This window comes from Streptomyces gossypii (assembly GCF_025165795.1).
Classification (GTDB): domain Bacteria; phylum Actinomycetota; class Actinomycetes; order Streptomycetales; family Streptomycetaceae; genus Streptomyces; species Streptomyces gossypii.
Genome location: NZ_JAJAGO010000004.1, coordinates 435,488 through 453,231 on the forward strand (window position 1 = coordinate 435,488; position 17,744 = coordinate 453,231).

At 68.1% G+C, this 17,744-nt stretch carries 15 protein-coding genes; 3 read left to right on the plus strand and 12 right to left on the minus strand.

Annotated features, from left to right (window positions below; genetic code table 11):
- Positions 1-445 precede the first annotated feature (445 nt).
- The 10 genes from LHJ74_RS11105 to folC form a co-directional block, all read right to left on the minus strand.
- Entirely contained in the window at positions 446-2,398 is a 1,953-nt protein-coding gene (locus LHJ74_RS11105; RefSeq protein WP_260217741.1) for a TIGR03960 family B12-binding radical SAM protein, read from the minus strand.
- A gap of 135 nt (positions 2,399-2,533) precedes the next feature.
- Complete coding sequence (locus LHJ74_RS11110) at positions 2,534-4,147, minus strand: CYTH and CHAD domain-containing protein (RefSeq protein ID WP_260217742.1); 1,614 nt, start codon at positions 4,145-4,147, stop codon at positions 2,534-2,536.
- Positions 4,148-4,185: 38 nt separating this feature from the next.
- Positions 4,186-5,385, minus strand: a complete 1,200-nt coding sequence (gene rodA, locus LHJ74_RS11115; RefSeq protein ID WP_260217743.1) for a rod shape-determining protein RodA — start codon at positions 5,383-5,385, stop codon at positions 4,186-4,188.
- The gene (mrdA, locus tag LHJ74_RS11120; RefSeq protein ID WP_260217744.1) at positions 5,382-7,793 is read right to left on the minus strand and encodes a penicillin-binding protein 2; all 2,412 of its coding nucleotides are present in this window, start codon (positions 7,791-7,793) and stop codon (positions 5,382-5,384) included. The genes rodA and mrdA overlap by 4 nt, the downstream gene beginning before the upstream one ends.
- A 58-nt stretch (positions 7,794-7,851) precedes the next feature.
- Entirely contained in the window at positions 7,852-8,577 is a 726-nt protein-coding gene (gene mreD, locus LHJ74_RS11125; protein WP_260217745.1) for a rod shape-determining protein MreD, read from the minus strand.
- Positions 8,577-9,524 carry a rod shape-determining protein MreC gene (mreC, locus tag LHJ74_RS11130; protein WP_260217746.1) on the minus strand — a complete coding sequence of 316 codons (948 nt, stop codon included), beginning with the start codon at positions 9,522-9,524 and terminating at the stop codon, positions 8,577-8,579. Before mreC ends, mreD begins: the two co-directional genes overlap by 1 nt.
- A 133-nt stretch (positions 9,525-9,657) precedes the next feature.
- Positions 9,658-10,677 (minus strand): rod shape-determining protein, encoded by a 1,020-nt coding sequence (locus tag LHJ74_RS11135; RefSeq protein WP_027747053.1) that lies wholly within the window; start codon positions 10,675-10,677, stop codon positions 9,658-9,660.
- Between the two features lie 314 nt (positions 10,678-10,991).
- Entirely contained in the window at positions 10,992-11,405 is a 414-nt protein-coding gene (gene ndk, locus LHJ74_RS11140; protein ID WP_260217747.1) for a nucleoside-diphosphate kinase, read from the minus strand.
- Between the two features lie 295 nt (positions 11,406-11,700).
- Positions 11,701-12,045 carry a DUF4233 domain-containing protein gene (locus tag LHJ74_RS11145; protein ID WP_260217748.1) on the minus strand — a complete coding sequence of 115 codons (345 nt, stop codon included), beginning with the start codon at positions 12,043-12,045 and terminating at the stop codon, positions 11,701-11,703.
- A complete protein-coding gene (folC, locus tag LHJ74_RS11150; RefSeq protein ID WP_260217749.1) occupies positions 12,045-13,577 on the minus strand; it encodes a bifunctional tetrahydrofolate synthase/dihydrofolate synthase in 1,533 nt (510 codons plus the stop codon). Before folC ends, LHJ74_RS11145 begins: the two co-directional genes overlap by 1 nt.
- Before the next feature lie 187 nt (positions 13,578-13,764).
- On the opposite strand from folC, the gene LHJ74_RS11155 reads away from it, so the two are divergent.
- Complete coding sequence (locus tag LHJ74_RS11155) at positions 13,765-14,292, plus strand: hypothetical protein (protein WP_260217750.1); 528 nt, start codon at positions 13,765-13,767, stop codon at positions 14,290-14,292.
- Between the two features lie 132 nt (positions 14,293-14,424).
- On the opposite strand, the gene LHJ74_RS11160 is transcribed toward LHJ74_RS11155, so the two are convergent.
- Positions 14,425-14,658: a hypothetical protein gene (locus tag LHJ74_RS11160; protein ID WP_260217751.1), complete on the minus strand. Its 234-nt coding sequence runs from the start codon at positions 14,656-14,658 to the stop codon at positions 14,425-14,427.
- Between the two features lie 91 nt (positions 14,659-14,749).
- On the opposite strand from LHJ74_RS11160, the gene LHJ74_RS11165 reads away from it, so the two are divergent.
- Complete coding sequence (locus LHJ74_RS11165) at positions 14,750-16,324, plus strand: hypothetical protein (protein WP_260217752.1); 1,575 nt, start codon at positions 14,750-14,752, stop codon at positions 16,322-16,324.
- Between the two features lie 38 nt (positions 16,325-16,362).
- A complete protein-coding gene (locus tag LHJ74_RS11170; RefSeq protein WP_260217753.1) occupies positions 16,363-16,929 on the plus strand; it encodes a hypothetical protein in 567 nt (188 codons plus the stop codon).
- Positions 16,930-17,006: 77 nt separating this feature from the next.
- Here the strand turns inward: LHJ74_RS11170 and LHJ74_RS11175 are convergent, their stop codons facing one another.
- Entirely contained in the window at positions 17,007-17,696 is a 690-nt protein-coding gene (locus LHJ74_RS11175) for a DUF5753 domain-containing protein (protein ID WP_260217754.1), read from the minus strand.
- Positions 17,697-17,744: the final 48 nt, after the last annotated feature.

A 17,744-nucleotide genomic window follows, 5' to 3' on the forward strand; every position in this document is an offset into this window, starting at 1 on the left:
ATACCCACACGCGTGCCGTCCCCGTCATAGCCATCAGCTCATCGGCCTTCCCCCAACGCCCGTTCTGCCCAGAAGAACAGAGAGTGCCCTCCTTGGCCCTCTGATGAGACCGTAGCGGCAAGGTGCTAGATCAAATACCCGAACCAAGTTGCAGGAAGCGGCGGTCTGCGTGCTACCTGGGACGTGAAGACACCGAGCAGGCTGAGAGTGCACGGGTGATCTGGCGCCGTCTGCTGCCTTCTCGCAGGCTCTCAGTCCTCAGACCCACTCCACCTCGGACTGGACAGCCGTCGGGCTCCCAGGAGGCGGCAGAGGCGTTCTCGGCGTCTCCCGCACGATCTCCTGCCGCCCACCCCGAGCACCGAGCGCCCTGAGGACGGCAGCCGCCTCTTCCTCGCTGCCGTCCCCCAGAGCCTCCGCGATGCGCCGCAACGCCTCACTCACGTCAGTGGGTGTGTCCGCTGGTCGGGGCGTCCTTCGTGACCGTCAGCGGGAGCAACTTCTTGCCGCTCTCACTCAGTTGTGGCCATGTATCGAACTGCGGGCAGACACCGCAGTCGAAGCACGGGGTCCAGCGGCAGTCCTCGACCTCCGTCTCGTCCAGGGCGTCCTGCCAGTCCTCCCAGAGCCAGTCCTTGTCCAGACCGGAGTCGAGGTGGTCCCAGGGGAGCACCTCCTCGTAACCGCGCTCCCGGGTGGTGTACCAGTCGACGTCCACGCCGAGCGGCGGCAGCGCCTTCTCGGCCGCCGCCATCCACAGGTCGTAGCTGAAGTACTCGCGCCAGCCGTCGAACCGGCCGCCCTGGGCGTGCACCTCGCGGATCACCGCGCCCACCCGCCGGTCGCCCCGCGAGAGCAGGCCCTCGACGATGCCGGGCTTGCCGTCGTGGTAGCGGAAGCCGATCGAGCGGCCGTACTTCTTGTCGGCGCGGATCTTGTCGCGCAGCTTCTTCAGCCGGGCGTCGGTCTCCTCCGCGGACAGCTGCGGGGACCACTGGAAGGGCGTGTGCGGCTTGGGTACGAAGCCGCCGATCGACACCGTGCACCGGATGTCGTTGGCTCCGGAGACCTCACGGCCCTTGGCGATCACCCGGGTCGCCATGTCGGCGATCTGGAGCACGTCCTCGTCGGTCTCGGTCGGCAGGCCGCACATGAAGTAGAGCTTGACCTGCCGCCAGCCGTTGCCGTACGCGGTGGCGACGGTGCGGATCAGGTCCTCCTCGGAGACCATCTTGTTGATGACCTTGCGGAGGCGTTCGCTGCCGCCCTCGGGCGCGAAGGTCAGCCCGGAGCGGCGGCCGTTGCGGGTCAGCTCGTTGGCAAGGTCGATGTTGAAGGCGTCGACCCGGGTGGAGGGGAGCGACAGGCCGACCTTGTCCTCCTCATAGCGGTCCGCGAGGCCCTTGGCGATGTCGCCGATCTCGCTGTGGTCGGCGGAGGAGAGCGACAGCAGGCCGACCTCCTCGAAGCCGGTGGCCTTGAGCCCCTTTTCGACCATGTCGCCGATGCCGGTGATGCTCCGCTCCCGCACCGGACGGGTGATCATGCCCGCCTGGCAGAAGCGGCAGCCGCGTGTGCAGCCCCGGAAGATCTCCACGGACATCCGCTCGTGCACCGTCTCCGCGAGCGGGACGAGGGGCTGCTTGGGATACGGCCACTCGTCCAGGTCCATCACCGTGTGCTTCGAGATCCGCCACGGTACGCCGGAGCGGTTCGGCACCACGCGGGCGATGCGGCCGTCGGACAGGTACTCCACGTCGTAGAACCCCGGCACGTACACCGAGCCCGTGCGGGCGAGCCGCAGCAGCAGCTCCTCCCGGCCACCAGGGCGGCCCTCCGCCTTCCAGGCACGGATGATGCCGGTGACCTCCAGCACCGCCTGCTCGCCGTCGCCGACGATCGCGCAGTCCAGGAAGTCGGCGACCGGCTCCGGATTGAAGGCCGCATGGCCGCCGGCGATCACCAGCGGGTGGTCCTCCGTGCGGTCCCGGGACTCCAGCGGGATTCCGGCCAGCTCCAGCGCGGTGAGCATGTTGGTGTAGCCCAGCTCGGTGGCGAAGGAGATCCCGAACACGTCGAAGGCGCCGACCGGGCGGTGGCCGTCCACCGTGAACTGCGGCACGTCGTGCTCGCGCATCAGCTTCTCGAGATCCGGCCACACGCTGTACGTGCGCTCGGCGAGGACTCCCTCGCGCTCGTTCAGCACCTCGTAGAGGATCATGACGCCCTGGTTGGGCAGACCCACCTCGTAGGCGTCCGGATACATCAGCGCCCAGCGGACGTCAGTGGCGTCCCACTCCTTGACCGTGGAGTTGAGTTCTCCGCCGACGTACTGGATCGGCTTCTGGACGTGCGGGAGGAGGGCCTCCAGGCGCGGGAAGACCGACTCGACTGGCATGGGTGGTGTCCTCGGATCGGGGTCGTTCGTACGGAGCTGAGCAAAGAGGGCGTACGGAGGTGACCATTCAGCGTAGCGCCCCGGGCGCGACGCGCCCTGCCGCAGGCAGACGCCCGGGCAGACCCTGGTGCCGCGTCAGTCGAGATCCGCCCCGCTCGCCGCCCCGCCGTCGGGGGCCGGGCCGCTCGGGCCGGAGCCGAGGGGGGAGGTGCGGAGGGCGGCGAGTACGGCGTGCCACAGGTCCGGCAGTTCGCGCTCGCACTCGGCGGCACGTGCCACCTCGCGTTCGTACATCACGCCGTAGCTGAAGGACTGTTCGCCCGCCGCGTGGGCCTGGAGCGCGATCTCGCGCAGCGCCTGCCGGGCGAGCACGCTGTCCTGGTGCTCGCCGAGCAGCTCCTGCACGGACGTCATCCGCGCCGCGTACCGCTTTGCCGTGCGGCCGTAGGCGGGCCGAGCCGCCTCCGCGGCGTAGCGGGCGCGCTTGGCCGCCTTGCGCGCCGAGTGCATCGCCGTGTCGCGCGCCTCGCCGGGTGGCGCGCCGATCGCCTCCCGCACGCGGACGGCGAGCCGTTCGACGTCCCGGTCGACCACCTTGGCCAGGGCCGGACCGGACGCCACCGCGGCGGCCTGGGGCAGCAGTGGCGGCGCGGCCAGCAGGGCGTCGAGCGCGTCGAGCAGCGCGAGGTGGCGGCGGCCGTCGAGCACGGCGATCAGCTGGCTGCGGGTCCCGGCGCGGCGGGAGTGCGAGAAGGTACGCAGCCGCCCGCGTACGGGCCCGAGCAGGAGCGGGCGGGGCAGCTCACCGATCCGTTCGGACAGCCGTGCGGTCAGTACCTCGCGGTCACGGTCGTAGCCCAGCTCTCCGGCCAGCCACTTCAGCTCGTCGCCCAGCGGATCGGTGACGGCGCGGTCCAGGAATCTGCCGTACGAGCGGAAGCAGCTGCGCAGGCGGCGGGTGGCGACGCGCATGCGGTGCACGGAGTCGGGCAGGTCGCGGCGTACGGCGGGGTCGAGTTCGACAAGGGCCGCCACCTGGGCGCGGACATAGCGCAGGACGCAGTCCCCGGCGGTGACGGGCGCGGAGTCCTTCACCCCTGAAGCGGAGCCGGGGGCGCTTCGGGGAGCCGTCGACGCCAGCGCGCGCTCCAGTTTCGAGGCGGCGGAAGCGCGTCGCAGCCCGGCCTTCAGGAGGCGCTTCTCCATGCGGTCCAGCAGGTCGGTCCCGCCCGCCTCGCCGAGTTCGGCCTCGACCTCCGTCCATCCGGCGGTGCCGCCGTCCGGCAGGCGCTCGGCCCGTACCCGGTCCACAGCCACCTCGGCGAGCAGCGTGCCCGAGCCGTCCAGCAGGTGGCGCACCCGGCGCTCGGAGCGCAGCCGCATGACGGGGACCAGCCCGCGCTCACGGATGCGCGAGCGCACGAGCGCGACCAGCGCGCGCGGCGGCACATCCGTCAGCGGTGCCCGGATCTCGTCCCGTACGCCGGGCTCGACCGGCAGTTTCAGGTGCCAGCCGGAGTCGCTGCCGCCGGTGCGCCGCCGCAGGGTGATCCCGTCGGCGGCGAGCCGGCCGTCCTCGGTGTCGTAGTAGACCGCGTCGAGCTGGACGGTGCCCCTGTCGGCGACGGAGTCCACGCCCCGTACGGCGAGACCTGGCAGCTTGGGGCCGCCGGTCTCCCCCGTGTCGTCGGTGCCGGTGAATTCGGTGATCTCGTACTTGCGCTCGATTTCGCGTACGACGTCCGCCATGTCCGGAACGTAATCCCGGGAGGGCCGCTTCGCAATGGTCAGGCCGACACGGGCCGTTGGACCTTGATCGACTGTAGGAGTCCGATAGCGATCCAGGTCGCGAACATCGAGGTGCCCCCGAAGGAGACAAAGGGCAGCGGCAACCCCGCCACCGGCATGATGCCGAGCGTCATGCCGATGTTCTCGAAGGTCTGGAAGGCGAGCCAGGCGATCACCCCCGACGCCACGATCGTCCCGTACAGCTCGGTGGTCTCGCGCGCGATCCGGCAGGCACGCCACAGCACCACGCCCATCAGCGCGATGATCAGGCCCCCGCCGACGAAGCCCAGCTCCTCACCGGCGACGCTGAAGATGAAGTCGGTCTGCTGCTCCGGTACGAACTGGCCGGTGGTCTGCGTGCCCTCGAAGAGCCCCTTGCCGGTCAGACCGCCGGAACCGATGGCGATACGGGCCTGGTTGGTGTTGTAGCCGACGCCCGACGGGTCCAGGGCCGGGTTGGCGAAGGCGGCGAAGCGGTTGATCTGGTACTCGTCGAGGACGCCGAGGGCCCATACCAGTACAGCACCGCCCGCCCCCGCAGTCACCAGGCCGACGACCCAGCGATTGGACGCACCGGAGGCGAGGAGCACTCCCAGCACGATCAGGACGAGCACCATCACCGAGCCGAGGTCCGGCATCATCAGGATGACCGCGATCGGGGCCGCCGCCATGGCCAGTGCTTGGAGCACCGTCCGGTGGTCCGGATACTCGCGGTCGCCCGCGTCGACCCGGGCGGCGAGCAGCATCGCCATGCCCAGGATCACCGAGATCTTGGTCAGCTCGGCGGGTTGGAGGGAGAAACCCGCGCCCAGCTGGATCCATGCGCGCTGGCCGTTGATCGTCGCGCCCAGCGGAGTCAGCACGAGCAGGGTGAGCAGCAGCGAGAGCCCGTAGAGCACCGGGACCGCGCCGCGCAGCCGCCGGTGGCCCAGCCAGACCGTGACCGCCATCAGCACCAGGCCGACGGCGAAGCTGAAAGCGTGCCGGTAGAGGAAGTAGTACGGGTCGCCCTGGTTGATCTCCGTGCGGTTGCGGGTTGCCGAGTAGATCAGCACGCCGCCCAGGCAGGACAGGGCGGTGGCCGCGAGCAGCAGCAGCCAGTCGAGACGCCAGGCGACGGAGCCGCGCGTGGTGATCTTGCTCCACGCGGAGCGGCGCTGGGGACCGTAGCCGCCGAGCGGGTAGGAGTGCGTGCTCACTCGGCTCCCCCGTCATCGACTTGGGCGGGGGTGCCGGATCTGCCCCGGCTCTCCGTCCGGGCGGCGTTGGTACCGGCCGTGCTCGCGCCGTCTCCCCCGGTGCCGCCGCCCTGGCCGCCCGCGCCGTCGGTCGCGGCCGTCTGTCCGTCCGCGACGGTTTGGGCTCCGGGCTCGCCTTCCGCACCCGGCTCCACCGACTGACCGGGCACCCCGGTCTCGCCAGTAGCGCCCGTACCGCCCGTGTCGGCGGGGCTGTCGCCCTCGGCTGGGTCGCTGACGCTGCCGCCGTCATCCTTCTTGAGGCGCTTGAGGAAGGCCTTGTCGCGTTCGGCCTGGACCTGGCCGTCGGAGCTGACCTTGGGCAGGGCGGACTCGGGCTTGGGAAGCAGGGCGCGCTTCTCGTCGATGCCGCCCTTCTCGTCGACCCCGTACAGCTCGTTGTAGATGTTGCGCACGGCCGGCCCCGAGGCCCCGGAGCCGGTGCCGCCCTGGGAGATCGTCATCACGACCGTGTAGTCCTCGGTGTACGTGGTGAACCACGAGGTGGTCTGCTTGCCCGCGACTTCGGCGGTGCCGGTCTTGGCGTGCATCGGGATCTTGTCCTGCGGCCAGCCGCCGAAGCGCCAGGCGGCGGTGCCCCGAGTGGCCACGCCTTCGAGCGCCTTGTCCATCTCCTTCAGCTCGGATTTCCCTATCGGCAGCTTGCCGTGCGCCTTCGGCTCGATCTCGTCGACCTTGGTGCCCGCCGCGTTGACGACGGCCTTGCCGACGGTGGGGTCGTAGAGCGTGCCGCCGTTGCTGATCGCGGCGTAGATCGTCGCCATCTGGACCGGGGTGACCAGTGTGTCGCCCTGCCCGATGGAGTAGTTGACGCTGTCACCGGCGCGCATCTTCATACCGGAGACGCAGTTCTCCTTGGCGATCTTCTCGGCGTAGGTCTTGGCGTCCTTGACCTTGCACCACTGGTCCTTGTTCGCCTCCCAGTAGTCCTTCTTCCACTGACGGCCCGGGATCCGGCCGCTGACCTCGTTGGGGACGTCGATGCCCGTCTTCTCGCCGAGGCCGAAGTCCCGCGCGGTCTTGTAGAACCAGTCGGCGGGGTCCTTCTTCGGCTTCGTCCCGCCGTCCTTGAGCCACTCCTTGTGCGCGAGGCGGTAGAAGACGGTGTCGCAGGAGACCTCCAGCGCCCGGCCGAGATTGATCGACCCGTAGCCCTTCGACTCGTAGTTCTTGAACTCCTGGCCGCCGATCGTGTACGAGGGGGAGCAGTCGAAGGTGTCGTTGAAGTCGTGCCCCGCCTTCAGCGCGGCGGCGGTGGAGACCACCTTGAAGACGGAGCCGGGTGCGGAGAGACCCTGTATCGCCCGGTTGATCAGCGGGAAGTTGGAACCGGCGCCGGTCAGCCGCTTGTAGTCCTTGGCGGAGATGCCGCCGACCCAGGCGTTGGGGTCGTATTCCGGATTGGAGGCCATCGAGACGACCCGCCCGGTCTTGGACTCCATCACCACGACGGCGCCCGCGTCGGCCTCGTAGTTGCGGCCGGTGTTGTCGTCGTGCTGCTTCCGGGCTTCCTTCATCGCCTTTTCGAGCTCCCGCTCGGCAACGGCCTGCACCCGCGAGTCGAGGCTGGTGATGAGGCTGGAACCGGCCTCGGCCTGCTCGCTCTCGCCCCGGCCCATCACCCGTCCCAGCTTGTCCACCTCGTAACGGGTGACGCCCGCGTCGCCGCGCAGGTCCTTGTTGTAGCTGCGCTCCAGCCCGGAGCGGCCGATCTGGTCGGAGGAGAGGAACGGCGAGTCGGTGTCCTTCGCCTTCTCGATCTCCTCGTCGGTGACCGGCGAGAGATAGCCCAGCACCTGCGAGGTGTTGGCGCCGTACGGTGCCGGGTAGTGGCGTACGGCCGCGGGCTCGGCGTTGATCCCCGGGAATTCCTCGGTGCGCTCCCTGATCTGCAGCGCCTGCTCGGTCGTCGCCTCGTCGGTGACCGGGATCGGCTGGTAGGGCGAGCCGTTCCAGCAGGGCTGGGGGGTCTCGGAGTCGCACAGCCGCACCCGCTGCTGGATCTCGGCGGGCTTCATCTTCAGTACTTCGGCCAGCCGCGCGAGCACGGCTTCCCCGTCGTCCGGCATCTTCATCAGCTCGGTACGGGAGGCGGTGACCACCAGACGGGTCTGGTTGTCGGCAAGCGGCACACCGCGCGCGTCCAGGATGGCGCCGCGCGGAGCGGGATTGACGACCTGCTGGACGTGGTTTCCGGCTGCCTTCTCCTGGTATTCGTCGCCGTTGCGGATCTGGAGGTACCACAGCCGCCCGCCGAGGGTCAGCAGCAGCGAGAACACCAGGATCTGGATCGCGACCAGCCTGATGGTGACCCGTGGCGTCCGCCCGGTCTCCGGGATGTTGCTCACATCGGCCCCCTGTCGGTTCGGGAGTGCGGGCCGGCACGGTCGTCGGTGCGCACAGCGCTCACAGCCGCTTGACCCCCTTGATGCGCGTCGCCCTGGACCGCACCGTCCGGCCCAGCAGCGAACCGCGCTGGCTGCCGATCCGCGCCGGCTTCCCGCTGCGGCCCGTGCGCCCGGCGCCCAGACCGCCGCGCCCGGTGCGCAGACCGCGCGCGGTGCCGGAGCCCAGCCAGCCGAAGGCGCCCTCGCCTCCCGCGCCTCCCGAGGCGTCCGCGGCCAGCGGGTCGCGCTCGGTGCGCCGGGCCAGCGCCATGACCGCCGGGACGGTGAAGGGCGCCAGCAGCAGGTCGTAGACCGTGGCCGAGATCAGCAGGTCGGTCAGGCCGACATGGCGGGCCGCGCCGTCACCCACGAGCGCGCCCACACCGGCGTAGAGCAGGGTGGAGCTGATGGCGGCGCTGGCGACCACGAGCATCGGCACGGTCGCCGAGCGGTGCTGGCCGGTGTCGGGCTTGGTGAGCCCCGCCGCGTAGCCGACAAGGCAGAGGACCAGTGCGTACCGTCCGACCGCGTGGTCGGCGGGCGGGGCGATGTCCGCCAGCAGTCCGGCGGCGAACCCGACGAGGGCGCCCGCGGTGTGCCCGTAGACCATCGCCAGGCCCAGCACGGTCAGCAGCAGGAGGTCCGGTACGGCACCTGGCAGCTGGAGCCGGGCCAGCACGCTCACCTGGACGACCAGGGCGACGACGACGAGGAGGACGGTGAGCAGAATCCGGTTGACTCTCATCACTGAACTCCTGTGGGCGGCGGGGCACCGGGGGTGGCGGTGACGGTGACCGTCGGTGTGGGCTTGGGCTTCTTCTCGCTCTTGGGCGGTTCCGGTGTGAGCACCTTGTCGCGCGGATTCTCGCGCGGCCCCTCCACCACGACTCCGACGACGTCGAGCTTGGTGAAGCCCACGAAGGGCCGCACCCGCAAGGTCCGGGTCAGATCCCCGCCCTGCCGTTCCACCTCCGTGACGGTGCCGACCGGCACGCCGGGGACGAAGGGCTTGCCCTCGTGCGAGCCGAAGGTGACCAGCCGGTCGCCCTTCTTCACGTTCGTCTTGCCGTTGAGCAGCTGGACGTTCATCGCGTTGCCGCCCCGCCCGGTGGCGAAACCCAGCTCGCGGTTGCCCTCCATCCGCGTGCCGACGGTGAAGTCGGGATCGTTGGCGAGCAGCACGGTCGAGGTGGACGGCCCGGCGGTGGTGATCCGCCCGACCAGTCCGTCGCCGTTGAGCACGGTCATGTCGCGCTTGAGTCCGTCCTCGGTGCCCGCGTCGATGGTGACCGTCCAGGAGAAGCCCTGGGTTGCTCCTATGGCGATGACCTCGGCCGGCTTGACGCCGTAGCCCCCGGCTCCCGAGGTCTTGAGCAGCTTGTCGAGCTGGCGTGCGCGGGCGCGGTTGCCGTCCTCGGACCCGGCCTCCCGTTTCAGCGCCATGACCTCCTGCTCGAGTTCCTTGACGCGGTCGTGCCGGTCGCCGGACTCGCGGATGGCGGAGACGGCGTTGCCGACGGGATCGACGGCTGTGGCCACCCCCTCCTGCACGGGGCCGAATACGGAGGCGGCCCCCCGCCGCGCGCCGTCGAGCGGAGACTGCTCTCCCCCTCTGATGTCCACCGTGATCAGTGCGAACGCGATGGCGACCAGCAGGACGAGCAGCAGCCGGCTTTCTCGTGTGTCCCTCACGTGCGGCGGCCGTGCCTTTCTCAGTTCTCAGTCGGATCTCGTTGGGATCTCAGTCGGACCGGGTCATGCGTGTGCAGGTTGGCGCTGAATTCTGTTGTCGGTGCGCGGTGCGGTGCGGTGCGCGGTGCCGCCGTCAGCGCCGTGGCTGCGCGTCGAGCACCTGCTGGAGCGCCTCGAACTCCTCCACGCACTTGCCGGAGCCGAGGGCGACCGAGTCGAGCGGGTCCTCCGCGATGTGGATCGGCATCCCCGTCTCATGGCGCAGCCGCTCGTCCAGACCTCGCAGCAGCGCGCCGCCGCCGGTGAGGACGATCCCCCGGTCCATGACATCGCCGGACAGCTCCGGCGGGCACTTGTCGAGCGTCGTCTTGACCGCGTCGACGATCGCGTTGACCGGCTCCTCGATTGCCTTGCGGACCTCGGTCGCCGAGATCACCACCGTCTTGGGAAGCCCGCTGACCAGGTCACGGCCGCGGATCTCGGTGTGCTCGTCCTTCTCCAGGTCGAACGCCGAGCCGATGGTGAGTTTGATGCTCTCGGCGGTGCGCTCGCCGAGCAGCAGGCTGTACTCCTTCTTGATGTGCTGGATGATCGCGTTGTCGAGTTCGTCGCCCGCGACGCGGATCGACTGGGCGGTCACGATGCCGCCCAGCGAGATCACGGCGACCTCCGTGGTGCCGCCGCCGATGTCCACGACCATGTTGCCGGTGGCCTCGTGGACGGGCAGGCCGGAGCCGATCGCGGCGGCCATCGGCTCCTCGATGATGTGCACCTGCCGCGCGCCCGCCTGCGTCGACGCCTCGATGACGGCACGGCGCTCGACTCCCGTGATGCCGGAGGGGACACAGACGACGACGCGGGGCCGGGCCAGGTAGCGGCGCTTATGGATCTTCAGAATGAAGTACCGCAGCATCCGCTCGGTGATCTCGAAGTCGGCGATCACGCCGTCCTTCAGCGGCCGTACCGCGACGATGTTGCCCGGGGTGCGGCCGATCATCTTCTTCGCCTCGGCGCCGACCGCGAGGATCCCACCGGTGTTGGTGTTGATCGCGACGACGGATGGTTCGTTGAGGACGATCCCGCGACCTCTGACGTACACCAGCGTGTTGGCGGTGCCGAGGTCGACAGCCATGTCACGGCCGATGAACGACATGTTGTTCGCCATGAGGATACGTCTGGCCTTCCAACTGGAGCGATTTTGTGGGGGGAGGACGGCAGAAGCTTTGTACGGGCCGCGCGGCGGGCTCCCCCGGTGGCGGGAGGCTCCATCGTAAACGCGGCCGCGCGGACACGTGGCGACGGTGCCTCCGCCATTGTCGGCGGAACACCGGTCGTCCCCCGTAATGGTGACGTCGTGTCCGGGTGATGCGTTCCCCCGGATTTCCGCGCCAATGCCAAAGGGCGACCGGATCGATGCGGTCGCCCCAGGTCACGGGGCCACAGCACTGACGCCCCGTCAATAAAGAGTCAGCTGAAATCCGGGAAAAAAATCTTCAGTTCTCGCTCCGCGGACTCCTCGGAGTCCGAGGCGTGGATGAGATTCTCCCGCACGATGGTGCCGAAGTCCCCGCGAATCGAACCCGGCGTGGCGGCGATCGGATCAGTGGGGCCAGCCAGTGCGCGTACGCCCTCGATCACCCGCTCCCCTTCCACCACCAGCGCGACGGACGGGCCGGAGGACATGAACTCCACCAGCGGTTCGTAGAACGGCCTGCCCACATGCTCGGCGTAATGCTGCTCCAGCAGCGGACGGTCGAGTTCGCGCAGTTCCAGGGCGCGGATCGTCCATCCCGCCTTCTTCTCGAACCGGCCGATGATCTCACCGATCAGACCCCGGCGTACGGCATCGGGCTTGAGCAGGACGAGCGTGCGCTGGCTCATGGTGCGGACTCCTTGCATACAGCGGACAGCACGTACGGGCGCGGGCGGCGGGCAGACCGGAGCCCCACGGCGGTACGGCGATGAGCGGCCTTCAGATTACACGGGAACCCCGGCCTGCCTTGGAGCCTGTCGGGTGGCCTTGGACCGTGCGGCCACGCCCTGGCACGCACGCTTCCCGCGTTGTCGTCAGTCGCCGACGCTCCGCGTCGACTCCCTCCCCCGCCTAGGAATCGCACGCACCAGACCACGTCCGCTAACCGGTCCGAGGCCACCCGACAGGCTCTCAGCCGCACCGTCACGCAGTGTCAGGCTCGGCCGCAGCCCGCGCGGCCTTCAACCGGTCCACCTCCCGGCCGTAGTGGATCGACATCCACCACAGGCCGGCGAAGCAGGCACCCAGGAAGAACATCATCGGAACCACGAAGCCGCTGGCGATCAGGCCCGCCTGGAGCACCCAGCCCGACTGGACCCCGCCCGGCCTGCCGAGCATCCCGCACAGCAGAAGGCACACCAGCATCGCGACGCCGCTCACGGACCAGACCGTCGCCGTGGACAGGTCGCTCATCTTCATCGCGACCAGCCCGGCGAAGCCGATGACGAAGAACTCACCTATCAGGGTGCTCGCGCAGAGAGTACGCACTACCGATTCCTTCCGAGCAGCAGCCGGGCCTCGCCGACCGTGATCACCGATCCGGTGACCAGCACACCGGCGCCGGCGTACTCGTCCTCCTCCTCCGCCAGCGTGATCGCCGCCTCGACCGCGTCGTCCAGCCGCGGCTCGACCACCACCCGGTCCTCCCCGAACACCTCGACCGCCAGAGCCGCCAAGGCGTCCACGTCCATCGCGCGAGGAGTGGAGTTACGGGTGACGACGACGTCGTTGAAGACCGGCTCGAACGCCTCCAGCAGCCCGCGTACGTCCTTGTCCCCGCTCGGACCGACCACGCCGATGAGCCTGCTGAAGCCGAACGCCTCGGTGACCGCCGCCGCGGTGGCCTGCGCGCCCGCCGGATTGTGCGCGGCGTCCAGGAGGACGGAGGGCGACGAACGGACGAGCTCCAGCCTGCCGGGGCTCGACACGGAAGCGAACGCCTGCCGGACGGTGTCCACGTCGAGCGTGCGGGCGTGCTCCGAGCCGATACCGAAGAACGCCTCGACGGCCGCGAGCGCGACCGAGGCGTTGTGCGCCATGTGCGCGCCGTGCATCGGCAGGAAGAGGTCCGGGTACTCGCCACCGAGGCCGCGCAGCGTCAGCTGCTGACCGCCGACCGCGATCTCACGGGAGACCAGGCCGAACTCCATGCCCTCACGGGCGACCGTGGCATCCACCTCCACTGCACGCTTCAGCACCACCGACGCCGCGTCGATCGGCTGCTGTGCCAGCACGACGGTGGAGTCCGTCTTGACGATGCCGGCCTTCTCGCCCGCGATCTCGCCGGGCGTGCCGCCGAGCCGCTCGACATGGTCCAGCGCTATGGGGGTGACGACGGCGACCGCCGCGTCGATCACATTGGTGGCATCCCAGGTGCCGCCCATCCCCACCTCGACCACCGCGACGTCCACGGGGGCGTCGGCGAAGGCGGCGAAGGCCATGCCGGTGAGCACCTCGAAGAAGGACAGCCGGTAGTTCTGCCGCTCGTCCACCAGCTCGATGAACGGCTTGAGGTCCTCATAGGTCTCGATGAACTTCTCGGCGGACAGCGGCGCGCCGTCCACACTGATCCGCTCGGTGATGGACTGGACATGCGGGCTGCTGTACCGGCCGGTGCGCAGTTCGAAGGCGCCGAGCAGCGCCTCGATGATGCGCGCGGTGCTGGTCTTGCCGTTGGTGCCGGTGACATGGATCGAGGGGTACGTCCGCTGCGGGTCGCCCAGCATGTCCACCAGCGCGGCGATCCGCACCCTGGACGGCTCCAGCTTGGTCTCCGCCCAGCGGGTCGCGAGCTCCGTCTCCACCTCGCGCAGCGCCCGGTCCAGCTCCGGGTCCTCCGGGCGCCCGGGCACATCGTCTGTCTGCGGGGGGCCCGACACCGCGCGAAGCGTGCGGCTGCCCGCCTCGATCACGGCGAGGTCGGCGTCCCTGCCGGTCTCCTCACCGACGATCTCCTCGAAGGCGTCACTGTCGGCGTCGGCGTCCGGGTCGGGCTCAGGTTCCTGGGGCTGGTCGGTCACACCGCCAGTCTACGGATGCCGGCGCCGCCTCCGTGCTCATGGGCTCACCACTCCTGCCAACGGCGAGGCGGCTCTGAGGCCCAGCCGCGACCGCCTCGCGGGCAGCAGAAACCGAGACGCCCACTTATCGAACGTGTAACCTAACCACTACCTAACGTGATCGTCGGTGACTGTCCAAAGGGGAGCCATGTCGGATGCATTCCAGGCGGAGTGGGACGCGTTGGTGTCGCAGGCCCGCGCCGGACAGCAGACGCGGATGCAGCTCAACTCCCCGGCTCCGGTGGGTGGTGCGGGTGGCAGCGGCAAGCTGAGCACGGACGAGGCCGCCAAGACGGGTGCCGCCTCGTACGTAGAGGAGACGCTACTCCCGGACATCCGCAGCGCACACGGGCTGGTGGGAGGGGCCTCGGCCGCGCGGCCATCGGGATTGCTCGGCGCGGAGCGCCCCGTGTCCGACAGCACGCTGCTGAACTGGCAGACCTCGTCAGGGCTGGACGACGTACTGCGCAAGTGGGGCAAGCAGGTGCGCAACCTGGAGCAGCGGATGCGTGGTGAGCGCGATGCGCTGCGTGGCGCAAAGGTCTTATACCAGACACAGGACGCACGGGTGCACGAGGATTTCGCCTCCGGCCTCGGCCGGTACGGCACCGACGCGAACAGTCTCGGCACCACGAATCCAGGGGATCAGCTGACCGGGCTGCGACCGGCCGGCTGAGCGGGCGGGGACTGCGCGATGGCGCTGTTATTCCGGGACATCATGTCGGCCGACCTCTCGGAACTGGAGGACGCCGCGACCGCATGGCAGAAGATGAGCGAACGCTTCGGCACCCTGCACACCAACTACCAGTCACGGGTGAGCGGGCCGCTGATCAGCAGCCAGTGGGAAGGCCTCGCCTTCGTCTCCTACGCCGAGGTGGCCAAGGTTTCCGCAGGCGAGTTCGACGGTGCGAAGCAGCAGGCCGAAGGAATCTCGAAGCTGCTGAAAGACGCCTTCAAGGACCTGTCGGATAAGCAGCAGCACCTGCGCAGGCAGGTCAACCAGGCGAAAGACAACCACCTGGCGGTCGACGCCGACGGCCACGTCAGCTTCGACACCTCCGGCCTCAGCGAGGGGAGCAGCCGTCGAACCACCCGACAACACCCGCGCGGGAAAGCACGGGTTCAACGACGACGTGGTCTCCGACGTGGAGAAGGTCGAGGCCCAGCGAGCCACGGACCTGGCCACCAAACTCAACTCCGGCGAGAAGCTGTCACCGTCGGAGACAGTAGAGATGCAACGTCTGATGCGCGACAACTCCGAAGACCGGGTGTATGCCCGCACGTTACTCAAAGGACTGGGAGACCCGGACGATCTCCTCAGGCTCCATGACCGTTTCGTCGAGGGTGCGGCGAAGGGGAACGGCCGGTACGACGCGATGGACCGGGACTTGTCACAGGTGCTTGCCACCGCATTCCCCGGCAAACCCGGCCCCGGTGGCAAGAGTCCCTTCCGCGAAGGGACGTGGGCCGATGAGTACGTCACGGAGCTGAAGGAGACCGGCAGGCACAACTTCGGTGACAAGACGGACGTCGACTACGGCTATCAGCGACTGGTCGGCCTCATGGAGGCGGGCGGCAACTACAAGAACAGCGACTACCTGACACAGGAGCTGGCTGACGACGTCATCGATTTCGAGAAAGACGAGGGCGGCGGACGCATGTGGGCCGTCCGCTACGGCCTCGAACCCGGCAACGCGGCCGACCCGCTGGACGGCCTGCTGGGAATAATGGGTGACGACCCGAAGACGGCAACACAGTTCCTCGATCCGAAGGACAACGGCAACCTCACGTACCTGATGCGCGACCGCGACTGGCCCGGCGGCGGCCACACGAGCATCATGGACACCACTCCGTCGGAAGACCTGCCCGACTACGCCGGGTTCGGCGACGCGCTGGATGCCGCGACGAGAGATCAGCCCGACGAGAGCGCCGGTGATGCCGCCGCACACGACCGCATTCTCCACGATGCCGTCGACCACTCGGCCGCCCGAGGGGACGACTTCCCCGCCCGCATGCGGGAACCCCTGGCCCAGGCAATCGCCAACCAGCCTGTCGACATGCACGCCTACATGAGCGACGACGGGTCGGATGACCTCGCAGGAAGAGAACTAGACCAGTGGAAAGAACATCGCAAGAACCTCTTGGAAGCGGTGACACAGGTTTCACGGAGCCAAGAATCCTATGGAATCCTCAACGAAGGCATGAACTACGGAATGGTCCACGACATCAACACTGAAAAGGGTGACCCCGACCAGGGTCTATTGCGCACAGGAAAAACCCTTGGATTCCTGGAGCAGGCCCGATACGGCGCCATCGTTACTATTCAAGAAGAACAATCCGCTGAGGCGGCCTGGGGTAAGGCATGGATGTACCACGGCCCAGGAGCGGTGGTCACTGGTACTCCATTCGTCGGCGACACCATGCAGCGCGGGATCGATCTGGTCACACTGGCGTGGCAGGAAAGCGAGCAGACACGCATCGACGACAACGCCACGGACAAGAACTACGAGGCCTATGCGGCCCGCCAGGTTCAGGCTGATGCACTCGCGGATGCATGGCTTGACGCCAAAAGAGAATGGGCAGAGAAGCCTGAGAACAACGAGTACATTGACGACGACGGAGGATCGTCTTCAACACGCAATAGACTGGAAACCTTGACCAACGATGGTGGCACCAGCGCCAAGAAGCTAGCAGGCGGTGGAAATTGATGCCGCAGGGGAAAAGGCGAACCATCACGCTGACTGCAATGGTGATTGCCATCGGTGCACTCACGGTGACATTCTTAGTGGCCCGTGACAGCGACCGTAAGTACGCGCTTCCGAAGCAAGCATGCTGGAACGCGAACGCCCCAGCTGCACTCGAACCACTCATGCCGGACGGCGGCGAACTCTACGAGTACGCCGAGCCACTAGAAGTGTTGACTACAGACGCCCCAGAGCGCAAGAAGTCAACGTACTGCACTTACTCAGTGGACGATCACGACACCATCTCTGTGGTGATTCAGGATGCAGCCCGCATGGGAAATCCTAAGGACCCCAAGGAGCATATTGGCGCCCGTGTGAAGAACATGAACGACCTTCCGTTCCCCGGAGCAGCCGCAATCAGCGACTCCACCGAGGGCAAGCCGGACGATAGAGGCACCGCAGTGAAGGCGATAACCCCCTGCGGAGCAAACAGGGCACCATACCTTGAATTTTGGTTCCACGTCACCGAGTACGCCAACCCCGATGCCAAGGCGCGAGAAGCCGCAACTGTAAGGCTCATGAAACAGACGGTCTCGACAGTGAAGAAAGAACTGAACTGCCCCCGCTGACACAACGCCCTGCTAAACCGACAGGGATGCACGGAACACCGAGTCGCACACATCGAGGGTTGGGGCGAGTATCAGTTTCAGCAAGTCCAGCGTTCGAGAATCTGCGTGGTGTGCTGCCGTGCGACGCCTCGGATGTAGTCGCGCGACTTGACAGGTGTGAGCGCGCACTTCTCCATCCGTTCCATGACGGTCCGATACTTGGCGAGCTTGGATTCGGCGTCCAGAAGCTCGGTGCCGTGGTCCGTATCCAGATTGATCGTGTCGAGCCTGGGCACAGGCCCGCGTACGCAGACGATGGCCTGCCCAGAACCCGGAAAGGCCGGCACTCCGAACGGGACCACCAGGACAGTGACCTTCTCGCGTTCACTCATGTCGATCAGATGCTGAAGCTGCGCGCGGGCCACAGCCGAACCCCCGAACCCCATCCGGAGTGCGGCCTCGTGGATGATGGCGGTGTACGGCGTCGGGCTCGCGCCGTGGAGGACCGCTTGCTTCTTGATGCGGTAGGACACCCGATGCTCGACCTCGTGCGGCGCGAGGGATGGAACGATCTCACTGATGAGCGCGTACGCGTGGTCCCTGGTCTGCAACAGCCCCGGCATATGGATCGCGGTGGCGATACGCATGGCGGTCGCGTGACGCTCCAACTCCGCCAGATCAAGCATGTCGGCTGACAGGATCTCTCTGTACTCCTCCCACCAGCCTCGCGTCCGCCCGCCCGTCATCCCCGCCAGTGAACAATCTTCATCGGTCGACGCAACAACCACGATCCGAGGCGGAAAGTGTCCGTTCCGTCGACCGACGAAGATCAGCGT